The following is a 17,276-nucleotide window of genomic DNA, read 5'->3' as shown; positions in this document are numbered from 1 at the left end:
TCTAACAATGAGTGACAATACAATCCTGCATCCAACAACGATCGTTATTTTTGGTGCAACAGGGGATTTGGCAAAAAGAAAGCTTTTTCCTGCCTTCTATAATTTATATATCGATGGCAGAATGCCAAAGGGGTTTAATATTTTAGCTTTAGGAAGAGCCGAAAATACGGATGAAAAATTCAGGGCTTATATTAAAGAAAATCTGGAGAGTTTTTCCCGGAAGGCTGTAATCAAGGAAGACTGGGCTGGTTTTCAGGCTCACATCAGCTATTTTCAGCATCAGCTTGATGAAGAAAGCTCTTATCAGGATTTATATCAGAAACTGGAAAATTTTGATAAGGTGTACGGAATGAGAGGCAACAGACTTTTCTATTTGTCCATTGCACCAAACTTTGTATCTGTAATTTCAAATCATCTTAAAAATACGTCAATAGCATCTGATCCTGCAACAGATCGAATTATTATCGAAAAACCTTTTGGTCACAATAAAGAATCTGCCATTGAGCTAAATAATCTTCTTTCACAAACTTTCCAGGAAGAACAGATTTATCGCATTGATCATTATCTAGGTAAAGAAACCGTTCAGAATATTTTGGCGTTCAGGTTCGGAAATTCAATTTTTGAACCTCTTTGGAATCACAGACATATAGAATCGGTACAGATTACGGTTGCCGAAGAAGTAGGTGTGGAAACAAGAGCCAGTTTTTATGAGCAGACAGGAGCTTTGCGCGATATGATTCAGAACCATCTTTTGCAAATTCTTTGTATGGTTGCTATGGAACCTCCGGCTTCACTTGAATCGGGTGAGATCAGGGATCGTAAAGTTGATGTTTTAAAATCCATCCGTAGGATTTCTCCCGAAAAAGTAGATCATTATGCGGTAAGAGGACAGTACGGACGAGGCAAAGTAAATGGGGTAAAAGTAAAAGGCTATCGCCAGGAAGAGGGAATTGCTCATGATTCCAATACGGAAACATTTGTCGCTATTAAGTTTTATCTGGATAATGAAAGATGGGAGGATGTTCCTTTTTATGTTCGTACCGGTAAGAAGATGAAAGAAAAGCATTCTTATATAACGATTCAGTTTAAGCCACTTCCAAATTCTACGTTTTCAGAAAGCAGCTCGCTTCTGTCGGCAAACCGATTGGTTATTAATATCCAGCCACAAATGGACATCAGATTGCAGTTTATGTCTAAAAAGCCAGGCTTGTCTTTAGAGCTTAAACCTGTGGAGATGATTTTCGATAATTTTGCCTGTCAGACCGATACGCCCGAAGCTTATGAAACTCTTTTATTGGAAGCACTCGTGGGAGACCTTACACTGTTTATGCGCTCTGATCAGGTACAAGAAGCTTGGGATGTGATAAAAACGATTCAGGAAACCTGGGAAAAAACCAAAGATCCATCGTTCCCAAATTATGCTTCAGGAAACTGGGGCCCTGATGACAGTGATGCACTGGTAGAGCGGCAGGGACATCAGTGGGTTTAAAATCTAATGAAAAGAGAATGAATATTACGATATTTAATAATCTGGATGCTTTATATAAAGAAGCAGCAGATACATTTGTTGAGCTTTCGAAAAAAGCGATTCAGAAGCATGATAAATTTGTGGTCGCGTTGAGTGGTGGCTCTTCACCGAAAGCCATTTTTAGTTTATTAGCTACTCCCGAATATGCAGATAAAATAATTTGGAACAAAATCTATTTTTTTTGGGTAGATGAAAGATGGGTTTCTCTTGAAGATGAGAAAAGTAATTTTAAGATGACTTTGGAAGTACTTTTGAATAAGGTTCCGGTAAATGAAAATCAGATTTTCCCCATGTATAAAGAGGGAATTGAGCCTGAAAATTACGCTAAAGCATACGAAGCTCAAATCAGAAATGTTTTAGGAGCTGACGGTATTTTTGATTTCATCCTTTTAGGAATGGGTGATGATGGCCACACAGCCTCTCTGTTTCCAGGAGAAAAGATCTTACAAGAAAAAGAAAAATGGGTTGATGCCTACTATCTAAAGCCACAGGCAATGTTCAGAATTACTTTGACTGAACCTATTATCAATAAAGCTGAAAATATTCTGATTGTTACATTTGGTAAATCCAAGAAAAACGCTTTGAATGAAGTTCTTAATGGTGTATATAATCCTGAACTATATCCGCTACAGTTAATTGAAAAAAAAGCAGGAGTCCAGATTTTTACCGATAAAGAAGCTGGAATTTAATATCATTTGACTATACGGGACGTCTAGCCAAAAAGGCTCCCTTAACGATTGACAAGGGTGCTTAAGTACTCTTGTCAATACAGTTATAGCCCCTTAGGGAAATATTGGAACATTATTGCTAATAAATTTACAATGAGATTTTTGATTTTAATTTCGATTTTCTTTTCAATCTTATGCTCTGCAAAAGGTCAATCAAACAATAAATCAGTTATTAAGGGAGTGATAGATACTATTCCTCACACAATCTATTTTGTTAAATATAAAAATCAAGGAAATACGATCTCTGATACGGTAGCATTAGATGATAAAAGCAATTTTAAATATACAGCTATAATCTCAGAGCCGACAATTTTCAACATATCTATTAAAAATATTTATAATAAAAATTATATCGGTGATTTTGTAATCTATTCATTCTGGATAGAACCAGAAAAAACGATTGAATTTAATGGCTATAAAGGCTGGCTGATTAATGGCGCCAAGGGTTTAATTCCTATGTCTAATAAATTTGATATTAAAAATTCCTCTTTAGATAGTATTGAGAGATTATTCAACAAAAATAAATTAACAGCAATTAAAGCAAAAACAGAACAACTCGGCCGTAACCTGGCAAACAATGAGTTGATTGAAGTAATTCGCGAACTTTCCGATTCATTTATATCTAATCACCCGAATAACTATTACGGACTTTATTTGATAAGTAATTTCCCGGATAATACAAATAAACAACTAAATGATAGAAATAACATGTTCAAAAAGATTTCGAATGATTTACAGAAAACATATCTTGGCGAATCAATTCTCCAAAAAATAAAAATTAGTAAAATATTTGAAATTGGTGAAATGATGCCTGAGTTCGAACAAACAGATACGATATCGAAAGTCGTTAAATTATCCCAATTTAGAGGTAAATATGTGCTGGTTGACTTTTGGGCATCCTGGTGCGCGCCTTGTCGAAGAGAAAATCCTAATTTGGTTAAAGCCTATCAAAAATACAGAGGTAAAGGATTTGAGATTATAGGAATATCATTAGATGAAAATAAAGAAGAATGGCTAAAAGCTATACGCAATGACGGATTAAAATGGACGCAGTTATCAGATCTAAAATCTTTTAAAAATTCAGTCGCTCAACAGCTCTCTATTCAAGCTGTCCCTGATAATTTTCTAATTGATCCAAATGGAGTAATTCTTGCTAAAGGACTTAGGGGTGATGACTTGAGCAAAGAATTAGAACGAATTTTCAAATACTAAATCACTCAATATTTAGCATATGCTTTTGAATTGAGCCCAACAACTCAAAAACTCTATTTTATCATAATAAAAAGAGATAGAAAAGGGATTTTTCATCGAAGATGACGATAAGGTCTGCTATGCTTACCTTTGGAAAGAAGGCGAAAATATTATTGCCCATGTGTGGCTATACAATGTAACACCAACTCCGAGTGAGCCAGAATTGCAGATAGAAGAAAATCACCCCTTTTTAAATTCTGCGGAATTTGTTAGAGAGAATCTCGACCCATTCGACGCTTGGACGCCTGTTGAAGTCACTTGGGATTTTGCGGAAGAAATACTAGCTAAGATATTTTTATCCGAAAGATTGATCGCGAAACTTACCGTAGGGGCACGTCCGGGTTGGTCTAGTCTTGTAACGAAAGACGGACCGTTGGCGAAGAAGATGGCGGATTTTCAGCATTAAATCGTAATTTTATCTTTCAAATACACTGACAATGACATTTCTATACCAATATCTTCGTTTTTATGGGGTGTTAGCGGCCTTCATATTTTCCTTCAATGTTTCTGCACAAAAGCAATCCGGGGTGGACAGCGATGCATTGGCAATTCAGTTCGTTGATGGACAACTTCCTGAAGGCAACTATACCGCAGCGGTGTTGGGAATTCCCAGGCCGAATGCAGCACAGCTTGCAATTGTTGGGAAAATGAAACAAGCCATGAAAGCCAATGAAGATTGGTTTTTCAAAACCATGAAGGAGTTAAAACCCGGAGAGCCTATACCATATCACAAAAATCTAGGTATTAGCGAAGAAGAGTATGCTGCTTTTATGGAGTTCTCCCAATCTACCAAAATAGACAAAATAGGGGCGATGGAGCTCAAGATCATTCGCAAGGACAATAGTATCCATTTCGAGCCTAAAGACTTCGGCGATTATTTGAAATATCTAGTCATTGATTTGAAAGACCAGAGGGTTAGGGTTGATAGTCTGGGCTTGGAATATAAAGGACAGATCAGTATGGATGCCAAACAGACAACATTGGTCGCAGGGCCTTGGGCAGGTTACTCCTGGCAACTCGAAGAATTTAAAAAAGACGGACAATTAATTTCAGATCCGAATAAAGTCGTTCCTGCAGAAATGGGAGAACTGGATATAAAGTCTATAAAAGTGTTAATAGGCAAACTCGATCGTATCGATCAATGTTTTCTTTATCTCAAGAGTAATATTGTCTATAAAGGCCATGTGCTGGCAAAACAGGATATTGCCCTTTTATTAACGAAAGAATAAGCCAATTTTTAATTAAGGAAACTAGGGAAGATATGGCCCGAATTCTCTCCTTTTAAAATGTCATGTTTTGCGGTGGGGAGGTCAATTTGTATGAAATATAAAATTTTATTTGGGGTACCAATGATTTTGATTTAGTAAATTTATCACTATATTAAGTTCGTCGTTCGTACCAATTATCAGAATTTGCCAAATGAAATCTCCTAAAGAAGCTGCTACACTGGAAAAACTTAAAAATGGAGACCTAAATTCGTTTAATGAAATTTATTTCCATTATTCGCCAAAGATCTATGTGAGATTGATCAAATTGGTGAAAAATCAAACTATTGCAGAAGAAATCTTACAAGAAGTATTTACCAAAATATGGCTCCAACGTGAAAAGATTGACCCTAATAAGGGGTTTGTCTCATTTCTCAATCATATTGCGGACAATTTGGCTATGGACTTTTTTCGAAAAGTGCAAAGAGACAAGGCTCTTCAATTGGAAATATGGGCTTCAGCCATAGAAATGTATTATCATACCGAAGAAAAACTGTTTTTCAAAGATAAGCAACAGATGTTGACCAATGCAATCGACTCCCTGAGCCCCAAACGAAAGGAGATTCTGACCCTCAATAAATTTGAAGACAAAAGTTATAAAGAAATAGCCGATTTACTGGGCATCTCAGTATCTACTGTGAGTAATCAATTGGTGAGTGCACTAAAAGATATCAAAAAATATATTCAAGAAAACTACCGAGATGAGTATATAATCAGTCTTTTTGCAGCCTTTTTATTCAAACTATAAAAAAAATAAAAAAAGTAATAGTGTGATTCTCTTTGTCAAACGTATAGAGTAACAAATACAGCAATGTATTGAACTAATTATAGTAAATTTTGAAAGAGCAATCCTTTAAAGATCAATTGTTGGCGTATATCCACAACCGCTTGGATGCGCAGTATTATGAGTCATTTTTTGACGAAATGGCCAAGATTGATACTGCAATTCTAGAGTTATGGATCACTGAGATGCTGGATCAGGATGAAGGACAAGTAGTACAACAAATTCCGTTACTAGATTTAAGCATGGTTCATCGGAAAGTGCTCGATCATATCTATGCCGTAGATCCGCCAAAACCTATGCTCATTCGTAGCATAAGCCCGTGGGCCTGGGCTTCCTGTGCCGCCGTGCTACTCTGCGTACTGTCGGTTCTCTTTTTGAAAAATTTCTCGACCTCAACAAAAGAACAGGTTACCTGGTATGAAAATAAAAATGCTTATACAATCAATGCTCAGCTTCCTGATAGCACGACCGTTATCCTTTATCCACAGGCTAAAATCGGATTCGAATATACTGGCAGAGGCCACCGCGATGTACATCAGGTGCAAGGTCGGGTTATTTACAAGGTGTACAAAAACAAAAATGCACCTTTTCAAGTCAATTACAGAGGATATTTGACCACTGCCTTAGGCACCATATTTAGCGTAGACCCCAAGGATACCGATCATGTACTAATAAAACTAATGGAGGGCAAAATATCTGTCGGATCAGTTACGGCAGATAGCCGAAATTTAATATACCTCCAACCAAAAGAAGAAGTATTGGTTAACTTAAAACTTCAGCAGATGATTAAGTTTTCGGAGCCCGAATTGACAAAATCTCAGCCTGCCCGTGTGGATAAGGAGCTAAGGAAACTTATACCACAGCTAACTGCCAATGTCGAATGGACCAATCAGTCTGTCAAATTTAACCAAACCAAAAACATTCAACTCTTAAGAGTAATCGAAAGCCTTTACGATGTTTCGATTATATGTGATAATCCTGATTTGCTCAACAGTTCATTTACAGGAAGTTTAAATAGCAAAGAATCGCTAGCTAATTTCTTGACCAGTTTCTGTCAATTGAACGATTGTACATTCCAAGTGAACAATGGTATTGTCAACATCAGCAATTCGAGAAGAAAGGAGGACGTACAGTAGGAGAGAATCAACCCAACGCGGAAAAATAAACCAATATATAAATCAGAATAACCAACTGTAAACAATTATGAAGCATATTCTAATCAAATTAATGCTCGTGGGATTGCTATTTCCATACTTTTCTGTAGGATTTGCGCAATCAAACCTGAAAGTAAATGGTAAAATAGTTGACAACGAAGGGAATACATTGCCCGGCGCAACTATTGATCTTGTCCACGAGAAGAGCAGTAAAAAACTCCACTTTGTGGCCGATAACAACGGATTGTTTGTTTTAACTCCACTTGTTGCTGGCGAAAATTATACGATCTATGCCCACCATCTCGGCTACGATACCGATTCTGTTAAGCATTTTGTGGCAACCGCTACCAGCAAAAACACCGTGCTTATCCGTCTGAAACCAAATACCGGAATGATAGACGAAGTTGTTGTCGTCGGCTATGGTGTTCAGAAAAAGGTGAATTTGACGGGCGCTGTTTCCGCCGTATCGGGAGAAGATCTGAACAATAGGCCCGCAGGGCAAACCTCTTCGGCCCTTCAAGGCATGGCCTCGGGAGTCACCGTCACACAGCGTTCTGGCAAGCCGGGAGCGGACGGTGCGGATATCCGTATCCGCGGTATCGGTACACTTGGCAACGCAGCACCTTTAGTGCTGATTGATGGGATCGAAGGCTCTATCAATAATATCGACCCCAATTTAATAGAGAATATTTCCATATTAAAAGATGCCGCCTCCGCATCGATCTACGGTTCGAGAGCTGCCAATGGTGTCATCTTGGTCACGACCAAAAGGGGAAGTTCTGATAAAGTCGCTATTGCCTACAATAATTATTTCGGTTGGCAGTCGGCGACCAATATGCCCAAAATCGTCAATGCCCTGGATCATATGCTGCTGACGAATGAAGCGTATACCAATGTTGGTGCGAGTCCATTATATCCGGAGGATATCATTGCCGCCTATCGAAGTCAGGGCAATGGTAGTTCGGACGAGTATCCCAATACCGATTGGCAAAAGGAATCCTTGCAGGGGAATGGATTTCAGCAAAGCCATTTTGTGACGGTCAATGCAGGCACAAACAAAGTAAAAATGCTGACTTCGGTCGGTTATTTCGACCAGAAGGGCTTGACACTGAATAGTTCGTTTAAGCGTTATACCATCCGCAACAATGTGGATGTTAAATTCTCAGATCAGCTCGCCGTTAAATTTGACTTTCAATATGTCAATCCGATCGTAACCTCACCAGCCGCGAGCATCGAAGAACTTTTTCAGTGGATGAGCAGTATTCCTGCCAATCAATCCTTCAGAAATTCCAATGGTACCTGGGGACTGGGTTGGAATGGTAATAATCCCGTATCGGCGGCTGCTGATGGCGGTGTTGCTACCAACAAAAGTCCATTTGGTAGTATCAATGCATCATTGATCTACAGACCCAAAGAATGGTTGACTGCCGAGGTCAATTATGCACCTAAATATGCGACGCAGGTAAATAAGAATTTCCGGAAAGCAGTACAGTCCTATTTTCCAGATGGTACGCCGAGCTTCGCTGTTCCAGTACGTACAGCACTTACCCAGTACAATAGCCAAGAACTTTTTAATAATATGCGGGCGACCCTTACGCTAAACAAAGATTTTGGTCCACATCAGTTGAAAGCATTGATTGGTGGTTCGCGGGAAGACTACAAGATTGATTACTCCCAGGGTTTTAGGGACACCTACGTTCTCCCTGACTATGAAGTGCTCAATGCGGGTTCGGCACTAAATCAGTCAGCGACAGGAAGTGCTTCCGAGTGGGCATTACAATCTTTATTTTCAAGGATCAATTACGTTTTCAAAGATCGTTATCTTTTAGAACTCAATGCACGCTACGATGGTTCGTCCAGGTTTGCCAAAGGTAATCGCTATGGTTTTTTTCCGTCGGCATCCGCCGGATGGCGTTTTTCCGAGGAGCAGTTCCTAACCGCATCCAAGGGGTGGCTTACAGAGGGAAAAATCAGGGCTTCATGGGGTAAGTTGGGAAATCAGAATATTGGGACCTATCCAGCCGTGGCATCTTTGAACCTAGGTTCGTACACTTTGGGTAATGGCATCGTCAATACGGCAGCGCTAAATGATATGTCTAATCCCGATATTACATGGGAGTCTACCGAGGAGAAAAATATTGGTATCGATCTTACCTTATTTAAGCGATGGACTATTACGGCAGATTTTTACAATAGAAAAACCAGTGATATATTATTACAGCTGGATATCCCGCTCATTATTGGTTTAAATAAGCCTTATCAAAATGCAGGCGTCGTCGAGAATAAAGGTTGGGAGCTTTCCATGGGCTATCGAAGCGATCCGGCCAAAGACTTTAAATATAATTTTACACTCAACCTCTCTGATGTCAAAAACAAGGTGTTGGATATGCGCGGAATCAATCAGACTGGTCTAACGGTCAATCGGGAAGGCTATCCCATTAATTCCATCTTTGGTTATGTTTCCGATGGCTACTTCCAAACAGTGGAGGAGGTAAAAGCTCATGCCACACAGTTTGGTACCTTAGCACCAGGTGATCTCAAATACCGTGATCAGAATGACGACGGAGTGATTAATGAGTCCGATAAGGTTATCATTGGTAGTACCATTCCACGATATACCTATTCGCTCAACTCCAATTTTAGTTTCAAGGGGTTCGACTTCAGTTTTCTTTTACAAGGTGTAGGCAAAGCCGATGGATACCTATATGGGGCCGGTATTCAGCCCTTTACGACTACCGGGGCAATCGGTGGAACGATTCGTGAGGATAATAAAGATAGATGGACACCCGATAATACTACAGCGAAATATCCACGATTGGCTTTCGGACAGAATAACAACCAGCAGTCTTCCCAATTTTGGATGAAAAATGCCGCCTATCTTCGCCTGAAAAATTTGCAGCTCGGCTATACCTTTCAGGCTGAGCTACTAAAGTCCATCGGGCTGAATAAACTTCGGGTATTTGTTAATGGTTCAAACTTATTCAGCGTAGATAAATTTTGGGACGGTTATGACGTCGAAGCACCAGTAGGCTATGGTAACTTTTACCCGCAGGTAAAGGTGTATTCTTTTGGATTGGATATTACATTATAAACTTGGTTTGTATGAAAACTCTAAATAAACTCGCATTATATATGCTGTCGATTGCAGTTCTCCTTCTGGTGGGGGCATGCGAAAAATACCTGGACAGATCTCCCTTGGATGGTCCTTCGGACGAAAATTATTTCAAAAATCAGGATGAGCTGATATTGGTTGTCAATGGTTTGTACAGTGCCCTTGCATTTCATCCCACGGACGATATGCCTATCAACCTCACACTTGATGATGCCACCGATATTGGGTGGGACCGTAATACTTCTGATTTACAAGCTGTGGGAAGGGGAGATCACGACAGCAATAATGGCTACATCCGGAATATCTGGACCAATTCCTATAAGGTCATTGGCAAATGTAATTTCATTCTGGACAATATCCAGAAGTTGGATGGAAAGATGGATGCCAATCTTCAAAAGCGTTATAAAGCCGAGACACAGTTTATCCGGGCCTATGTCTACCAATATTTGATTGATTATTTCGGTGGAGTGCCTTTGGTCACGAGCGGTCTAAGCCTTGCTGATGCCAATGTCCCGAAAACATCTAAGGCTGAAATTGCGAGCTTTATCCTCAAAGAACTTGATGAAGCTGCTGCTATTTTACCGGTTAGCTATGGCTCGACCGATATTGGGCGTGCGACCAAAGGGGCAGCATTGGCCATACGCGCTCGGGCAGCACTTAATAACGGGCTTTGGGAAGAAGCAGCACGTTCGGCCAAAGAAGTCATGGACTTAAACGTATATGCCTTACACCCTGATTTCGGCCAATTATTTACGTATGATGGGCAGGCTTCCAAGGAGATTATTTTTGCTTTTCAATATCTGCGATTACAGAAAACAAAGACCCACAGTGCTACGCGCGGATTTCTGTCGCGCAACGCACAAGGGACTTCCAACAAAATCCCATCGCAATCCATTGTTGATAGTTATCTCTGCACCGATGGATTTGCCATTGACAAATCTTCCAGATTTGATCCTAAAAAACCATTCTCCAATCGAGATCCGCGTCTGGGATATACCATTGCACTTCCCGGTAGTACGTTTTTTGGTTTTCAGTTTGAGACCCATAAGGATAGTATAACCTGCTGGAACTATTCATACAATACATCCACGGCAGTACGCATCCAAAATCAGGATGCGATCAATGCTTATGCGACCTTTTCTGGTTATTGCTGGAAAAAATATGTCGATATAAAAGACAAGGATTTTACGATGGAATCGGAGTTAAATATTATTCAGAGCCGCTATGCCGAAGTGTTGTTGATCTACGCCGAGGCGATGGTCGAAAACAATACCATCGACAAAACCGTCTATGACGCAATCAACAGCATCAGGCAGCGCCCTACCGTCGATATGCCGGCAATCGCGAGTAATAAAACGCAAGCTGAGCTGCGCGAGATCATACGGAAAGAAAGACTTTACGAATTAGCCAATGAAGGCTTTCGCTTAGTCGATTTGAGACGGTGGAAACTGGCCGATAAATTTATGAATTCGACGCTCTATGGCCGCATACCAAAAGGTTTGCTGGCCAATGCGCCGACGATCGATGCGGATAATTACGTGAATTATAAAAATGTCGCTAATCAGAAAGACATGCGGGTTATCGAGCTCCGAAAGTTCGATCCCAGCAAGAATTATCTTTGGCCGATCCCGAATATTGAAATTGTAACGAATAAAAACCTGGAACAAAATCCAGGCTATTAAATCCTAAGATGATGAAAAAGACACGCGTAATGATCATTGGACTTTTGACGATGTTTTGGCATTTAGTCAAAGGGCAAACAGACAGACAGGTAGATCTATGTATTTATGGTGCCACCTCAGCCGGTGTAATAGCCGCCTACACCGCTTCACAGGCCGGGAAATCAGTCTTACTGATCGATCCAGGCACACGGGTAGGAGGGCTCAGCTCCGGTGGATTAGGGCAAACGGATATCGGAAACAAATATGTCGTCACAGGGCTCGCCCTTGATTTTTACCGCAAAATGGGCAAGCACTATGGCAGTTTTGAACAATGGATTTTTGAACCCAAGGTAGCCGAATCTATTTTTAAGGACTATCTGGCACATACTAATACAGCAATGTTAATGGGACATCGTTTGGTAGCCGTAAAGACTGACAATCGATCGATTAAAACCATTTCACTGCTTCCGAGTGAAAGCAGGGAAGGCAAAAATATAACGGTTACGGCCAACGTCTTTATGGACTGTAGCTATGAGGGGGATCTTATGGCCAAAGCTGGCGTGTCCTACCATGTGGGGCGGGAGTCGAATAGTACCTATGGTGAAACGATTAACGGAGTGCAATTGCTTGATGGTCATCAGTTTCCGGACGGTGTAGATCCCTATAAGATAAAAGGTGATCCCGGGAGCGGTGTTTTATGGGGGATCAATACGGGGCCCTTAAAAGAAAATGGAACGGGAGACGCCAAGGTTCAAGCCTATAATTATCGGATTACATTGACCAATGTCCCTGAAAACAGAATAGCAATCACCAAACCCCACAATTACGACGCAACCAAATATGAACTCTTAAAGCGGCAAAAGGAGATACAGCCCTGGAAGAGTATCCAAGACGTATTTATCTGGAGTCTTATGCCCAATGGAAAGACTGATATCAATAATAGAAATGGATTTTCAACAGATATGATTGGCATGAACTGGCGTTACCCTGAAGCCGATTTTTTCGAACGGAAAGAGATTATTCAGGCCCATGAAGATTACACCAAAGGTCTTTTATATTTTGTCGCAAACGATCGTTCGGTGCCGGAGCCGATCCGAAGCGAATTCAAAAAATGGGGCTACCCCAAAGACGAATATCCTGACAATGGACATTGGTCACCGCAATTATATATCCGCGAAGCCAGAAGGATGATTGGTGATGTCGTCATGACCCAAGACCACTGTCAGGGCCGAAAAGTCGTGTCCGATGGGGTAGGCTATGCCGCATACACCATGGATTCGCACAATTGTGACCGAGTGATCGTCAATGGCATGGTCAAAAATGAAGGTAACGTTGAGGTTGGCGGATTTTCTCCTTTCCCGATTTCCTACAGAGCGATCGTCCCCAAAAAAGAAGAGATCAATAATCTTTTGGTCCCGGTGTGCTTGTCGGCAAGTCATATCGCCTTTGGTTCCATTCGCATGGAGCCAGTATTTATGGTGCTGGGGCAGTCCGCTGCTGTGGCAGCCTGCGAGGCAATTGACAACAAAACTGCCGTTCAGGATGTTGATATAAGACGCGTGCAAAAAATATTGCGTGACAACCCAAAGGCAGATGGCCGTAGGGCCGATTATATCATTCATGTAGACGATAAAGATCAGGTTATGTTGAAAGGAAATTGGCGTAAATCCGCAAAAAAAGGTTATGGCATGAGTTACCAGGAAGCCGACAGCAACCCCGGGGCCATGGCCCGTTTTACTCCCGGTAAAGATTTTTCCGGTGGAAAATATATGCTGTACAGTTATTTTCCTAGAACCGCCGAAAGCACCGAGAGCGGGACATTCATTATCCATACAGGGAAGACAAGGATCGAAAAAACAATAAATTTTAAGGAAGTCAATATCCTCGGACAGACCACAAGTACTTGGGTAGCGCTCGGCGAATATGTTTTTGAAAAGGGAAGAAGTAAGCCCTATGTTGAGATTACCTCGGACGCAAAAGGCATATTGGCTGCAAATGCCATCTTGTGGGTTCCCGTCTCAGACCAAAATTAAGTACATATGCAAAAGATAAAAATAGGGTTAAAATTAATGTTTGTCTTGGCTTTTCTGCAGGTTGAGGCCCAGCATTCGACCACGAAGGTAGACGTGGTCGTTTACGGCGGTACACCGGCAGCCATCACCGCTGCATTGCAAGTAAAACAGGCCGGCAAATCTGTGCTACTCTTATCACCAGATCAGCATTTGGGGGGTCTGAGTTCAGGCGGACTGGGTTATACCGATACTGGCAATAAAGCAGTTATTGGTGGTCTGGCCAAAAAATTCTACCAGGATGTATATAACCATTACTCCAGGGAATCGAGCTGGAATTGGCAATCCCGGGCCTCCTTTGGCAATCGTGGACAGGACACCGTCGCGATGGATAGTGCGCATCGGACGATGTGGATTTTTGAACCCCATGTAGCCGAGGACATTTTTGATTCTTGGGTGCGGGATCATCAGATTGATGTTGTTCGTGGGGCATATTTAGATCGGCAGGAAAGTGCTATCGTTAAAGAAGGCACAACCATCAAGACCATTAAAACGGTAGACGGAAAGATCTATGAAGCGAAGATATTTATTGATGCCACTTATGAAGGTGATCTGATGGCGCTGGCCAAAGTCAGTTACACGATCGGGCGGGAGGCCAATCACACCTATGAGGAGCGGTGGAACGGTGTGCAGACCGGAGTCTTTCAGCACCGGCATCATTTTACCGCGCAGATCAGCCCCTATAAACGCGAGGGAGATCCGAGCAGCGGCCTGGTATACGGCGTTTCAGCACAAGATCCTGGGCAATATGGCGCAGCAGATCAGAAGCTGCAGGCCTATTGCTTTCGGATGTGTCTGACCAATGATGCTCGCAATCGGAAGCCCTTTGCCAAACCTATTGCGTACGATCCGCAGCATTATGTCTTGTTACAGCGTTTATTTCGCGCGGGCTGGGACGAAGCCTTTCAAAAATTTGATCTGGTGCCCAACCATAAGACCGATGCCAATAACCATGGTCCGTTCAGCACAGATTTTATTGGGATGAATTATAATTATCCCGAAGCAAGCTATGCCGAACGCAAGTCCATTATCGAAGCCCATCGCCGGTATCAACAGGGCCTATATTATTTTATGGCCAATGATCCTTCCGTCCCAACAGCAATCAGGACAAAGATGGCCGAATGGGGGCTGGCAAAAGATGAATTTGAAGATAATGACAATTGGCCTTGGCAATTATATATACGAGAAGCCAGGCGGATGCTAGGACACTATGTGACCACCGAACACAATATTTTGGGCAAGCGCAAAGTAGAAGATCCGATTGGCATGGGCTCATATACCTTGGATTCGCACAATACCCAACGCTATGTGACCAAAGAAGGATTTGTCCAGAATGAGGGCGATATTGGTGTCCATGTGCCAGCACCTTACGCCATTTCCTATGGATCGATTATCCCAAGAAGCGATGAATGCAGCAATTTACTCGTTCCGGTCTGCCTCTCCAGTTCGCATATTGCCTTTGGTTCTATCCGTATGGAGCCCGTATTTATGGTATTGGGGCAGAGCGCAGGAGCTGCTGCGGTATTAGCGCTTGATAATGATGGGGTTGTGCAGCACGTGGATTACGGCATGTTAAAAAAACAACTGCTGGAGTCGGGCCAAGTATTGGAAAAAAAATAATATATTGAAATAGAATTATACTGGATATCGGATGGATTTAGATCATATGAATGCCCTTACACTGGTTTTTGCATCAATTTTAATTTTTGCAATCTCCTACCGTTTTTACGGGGTCTTTATGGCGCAGAAAGTACTCCGGCTCAACGATGCCATCACGACGCCAGCAGTCGAGTTTGCTGATGGCCATGATTATGTCAAGACAGACCGCAAGGTGTTGTTTGGACATCATTTTGCTGCCATAGCTGCTGCAGGGCCATTGGTAGGGCCAGTACTTGCGGCCCAGTTTGGCTATCTTCCCGGTGCACTCTGGATTTTGATTGGTTGTGTCCTGGGCGGAGGGGTGCACGATATGGTTGTGCTATTTGCTTCGGTAAGGCACAAAGGGCAGAGCCTGGCTACCATTGCGTCCAAGGAGATCGGTCCCGTTGTGGGCGGTATAGCCGGTATAGCCGTTCTGTTTATTCTGATTCTGACCTTGGCCGGACTGTCACTGGCCTGTATCAGCGCCATGCATGAGGCACCTTGGTCCTTATTTACTATTATTCTGACCATGCCAATTGCCATATTTATGGGACTATTGATGCGCTATAGAGCCAGATCCGTTACCTTGGCAAGTATATTAGGGGGAATATTATTGATCGTGGGAATCATTGCAGGCCATCGTTTGATGGAGATCCCGGTCATTTACAACCTTTTTGATTGGGATGTCAAGACCATTTCGATTGCGATTGCTATTTACGGGTTTTTGGCTTCGGTGCTACCCATCTGGCTGCTTCTTGTTCCAAGGGATTACCTTTCCACCTACCTCAAGATTGGCACGATTCTGATGCTGGCCGTGGGCATTGTCTTTGTGCATCCGATAATCCAAATGCCTGCGCTGACCAATTTTATTCATGGCGGCGGCCCTGTGATCGGCGGGCCTGTGCTTCCATTTATTTTTATCGTGATCGCCTGTGGGGCAATTTCGGGTTTCCATGCGATTATTGCCACAGGCACGACACCTAAGATGCTTGGCACCGAAAAAGAGATACTTTTTGTAGGGTATGGTGCAATGCTGGTGGAGGGATTTGTTGCTTTAATGGCATTGATTGCTGCCTGTACCTTACTGCCGGGCGACTATTTTGCGATCAACACACCAGTCGGTGATTATGCAGGATTTTTGGCACTGCATCCCGAATTAAAAGCGGTAGATTTGCAGCATTTTTCAGATCGCATAGGAGTAGACCTCCATGGCCGTACAGGCGGAGCTGTTTCCCTTGCCGTGGGGATGGCCCATATTTTTGATAAGGTGCCTTTTATGGACAATGTGATGGCTTATTGGTATAATTTTGCCATAATGTTTGAAGCCGTGTTTATCCTTACAGCTATCGATGCCGGTACACGGGTCGGACGATTCTTTTTGCAGGAAATGCTGGGTGGTGTTTTTCCGGCTTTTAAAGACAAGGATTGGAAACCGGGCGTCTGGTTATGTAGCGCTATTTTCACTTTTTCATGGGGCTATCTTGTTTTTACGGGAAATGTAAGCAGTATTTGGCCGCTATTTGGAATCAGCAACCAGCTGTTAGCTGCCTGTGGGCTTATTGTCTGTACGACGATGCTTATTCGGATGAATCGGGGGAAATATGCCTTAATTACGGCAATTCCGGGCGTATTTATGGCCGGTATCACCTTTTGGGCTGGCTATCTACAGGTCACGGATATTTATTTGCCCAAAGGACAGCTGCTATTAGCGTTTTTAGCGATCTTGGCTATGCTCCTGATGCTGCTTGTCTTTATAGGCACGTTCCGAAAATGGTATCAGCTGTTTAAAATTGAAGCTAAATTTATCGACCAAAATGGAGAATCTGTAAAGGAATTGGTTGATCGTTAAGCGGAAAAATCTTCCATCGCGAAGACTACATCGACACAGACCGGAGGATCAGCCCGGAGGATATTACCTGCATTGCTTCAGAAGGCTAAATTTTTAGCCGCTTCATCAACAAGCGATACCGGTACGCAAACCCCAAAATATACGCGATACATCTTTTATTTGTGGACCAACTAATGGCAGGTAATTTTTCATTCATTGCAGAGAAAATCGTATACTTGTCTCTACTACCAGTTG

At 42.1% G+C, this 17,276-nt stretch carries 12 protein-coding genes; all 12 read left to right on the top strand.

The annotated features are described in order from the left end of the window. Positions 1 to 7 precede the first annotated feature (7 nt). The 12 genes from zwf to B4N43_RS05425 all read left to right on the top strand — a co-directional run bounded on the left by zwf (position 8) and on the right by B4N43_RS05425 (position 17,042). The gene (gene zwf / locus B4N43_RS05480; protein ID WP_075992177.1) at positions 8 to 1,489 is read left to right on the top strand and encodes a glucose-6-phosphate dehydrogenase; all 1,482 of its coding nucleotides are present in this window, start codon (positions 8 to 10) and stop codon (positions 1,487 to 1,489) included. 17 nt (positions 1,490 to 1,506) lie between these two features. Then, entirely contained in the window at positions 1,507 to 2,217 is a 711-nt protein-coding gene (pgl, locus tag B4N43_RS05475; protein WP_075992178.1) for a 6-phosphogluconolactonase, read from the top strand. A 132-nt stretch (positions 2,218 to 2,349) separates the two neighbouring features. Then, the gene (locus B4N43_RS05470) at positions 2,350 to 3,468 is read left to right on the top strand and encodes a TlpA family protein disulfide reductase (RefSeq protein ID WP_248933539.1); all 1,119 of its coding nucleotides are present in this window, start codon (positions 2,350 to 2,352) and stop codon (positions 3,466 to 3,468) included. Positions 3,469 to 3,628: 160 nt separating this feature from the next. Then, the gene (locus B4N43_RS05465) at positions 3,629 to 3,913 is read left to right on the top strand and encodes a hypothetical protein (protein WP_075992179.1); all 285 of its coding nucleotides are present in this window, start codon (positions 3,629 to 3,631) and stop codon (positions 3,911 to 3,913) included. 31 nt (positions 3,914 to 3,944) lie between these two features. Then, positions 3,945 to 4,736, top strand: a complete 792-nt coding sequence (locus B4N43_RS05460; RefSeq protein ID WP_248933540.1) for a hypothetical protein — start codon at positions 3,945 to 3,947, stop codon at positions 4,734 to 4,736. 190 nt (positions 4,737 to 4,926) lie between these two features. Beyond that, positions 4,927 to 5,520 carry an RNA polymerase sigma factor gene (locus B4N43_RS05455; protein WP_286733363.1) on the top strand — a complete coding sequence of 198 codons (594 nt, stop codon included), beginning with the start codon at positions 4,927 to 4,929 and terminating at the stop codon, positions 5,518 to 5,520. An 89-nt stretch (positions 5,521 to 5,609) separates the two neighbouring features. Continuing rightward, positions 5,610 to 6,692, top strand: coding sequence for a FecR family protein (locus B4N43_RS05450; protein ID WP_248933542.1), 1,083 nt, complete (start codon positions 5,610 to 5,612; stop codon positions 6,690 to 6,692). Between the two features lie 67 nt (positions 6,693 to 6,759). Continuing rightward, positions 6,760 to 9,801, top strand: coding sequence for a SusC/RagA family TonB-linked outer membrane protein (locus B4N43_RS05445; RefSeq protein WP_286733361.1), 3,042 nt, complete (start codon positions 6,760 to 6,762; stop codon positions 9,799 to 9,801). An 11-nt stretch (positions 9,802 to 9,812) separates the two neighbouring features. Further along, positions 9,813 to 11,504, top strand: a complete 1,692-nt coding sequence (locus tag B4N43_RS05440) for a RagB/SusD family nutrient uptake outer membrane protein (protein WP_088161229.1) — start codon at positions 9,813 to 9,815, stop codon at positions 11,502 to 11,504. Positions 11,505 to 11,512: 8 nt separating this feature from the next. Continuing rightward, positions 11,513 to 13,516 (top strand): FAD-dependent oxidoreductase, encoded by a 2,004-nt coding sequence (locus B4N43_RS05435; RefSeq protein WP_286733359.1) that lies wholly within the window; start codon positions 11,513 to 11,515, stop codon positions 13,514 to 13,516. Between the two features lie 6 nt (positions 13,517 to 13,522). Beyond that, positions 13,523 to 15,172, top strand: a complete 1,650-nt coding sequence (locus tag B4N43_RS05430; RefSeq protein WP_286733357.1) for an FAD-dependent oxidoreductase — start codon at positions 13,523 to 13,525, stop codon at positions 15,170 to 15,172. A gap of 31 nt (positions 15,173 to 15,203) precedes the next feature. Then, positions 15,204 to 17,042 carry a carbon starvation CstA family protein gene (locus B4N43_RS05425; RefSeq protein ID WP_286733355.1) on the top strand — a complete coding sequence of 613 codons (1,839 nt, stop codon included), beginning with the start codon at positions 15,204 to 15,206 and terminating at the stop codon, positions 17,040 to 17,042. Positions 17,043 to 17,276: the final 234 nt, after the last annotated feature.

The organism is Sphingobacterium sp. UBA1897 (genome assembly GCF_002337775.1).
GTDB classification, from domain to species: Bacteria; Bacteroidota; Bacteroidia; order Sphingobacteriales; family Sphingobacteriaceae; genus Sphingobacterium; species Sphingobacterium siyangense.
The sequence above is the reverse complement of the archived record's forward strand: the minus strand, read 5'-3'. Positions and strand labels throughout refer to the sequence as shown.

Bases quoted from the DNA above. Each gene is read 5' to 3' on its own strand.
- B4N43_RS05440 (WP_088161229.1), top strand. From the start codon at position 9,813: ATGAAAACTCTAAATAAACTCGCATTATATATGCTGTCGATTGCAGTT.
- zwf (WP_075992177.1), top strand. From the start codon at position 8: ATGAGTGACAATACAATCCTGCATCCAACAACGATCGTTATTTTTGGT.
- B4N43_RS05470 (WP_248933539.1), top strand. From the start codon at position 2,350: ATGAGATTTTTGATTTTAATTTCGATTTTCTTTTCAATCTTATGCTCT.
- B4N43_RS05460 (WP_248933540.1), top strand. From the start codon at position 3,945: ATGACATTTCTATACCAATATCTTCGTTTTTATGGGGTGTTAGCGGCC.
- B4N43_RS05455 (WP_286733363.1), top strand. From the start codon at position 4,927: ATGAAATCTCCTAAAGAAGCTGCTACACTGGAAAAACTTAAAAATGGA.
- B4N43_RS05425 (WP_286733355.1), top strand. From the start codon at position 15,204: ATGGATTTAGATCATATGAATGCCCTTACACTGGTTTTTGCATCAATT.
- B4N43_RS05430 (WP_286733357.1), top strand. From the start codon at position 13,523: ATGCAAAAGATAAAAATAGGGTTAAAATTAATGTTTGTCTTGGCTTTT.
- pgl (WP_075992178.1), top strand. From the start codon at position 1,507: ATGAATATTACGATATTTAATAATCTGGATGCTTTATATAAAGAAGCA.
- B4N43_RS05435 (WP_286733359.1), top strand. From the start codon at position 11,513: ATGATGAAAAAGACACGCGTAATGATCATTGGACTTTTGACGATGTTT.
- B4N43_RS05445 (WP_286733361.1), top strand. From the start codon at position 6,760: ATGAAGCATATTCTAATCAAATTAATGCTCGTGGGATTGCTATTTCCA.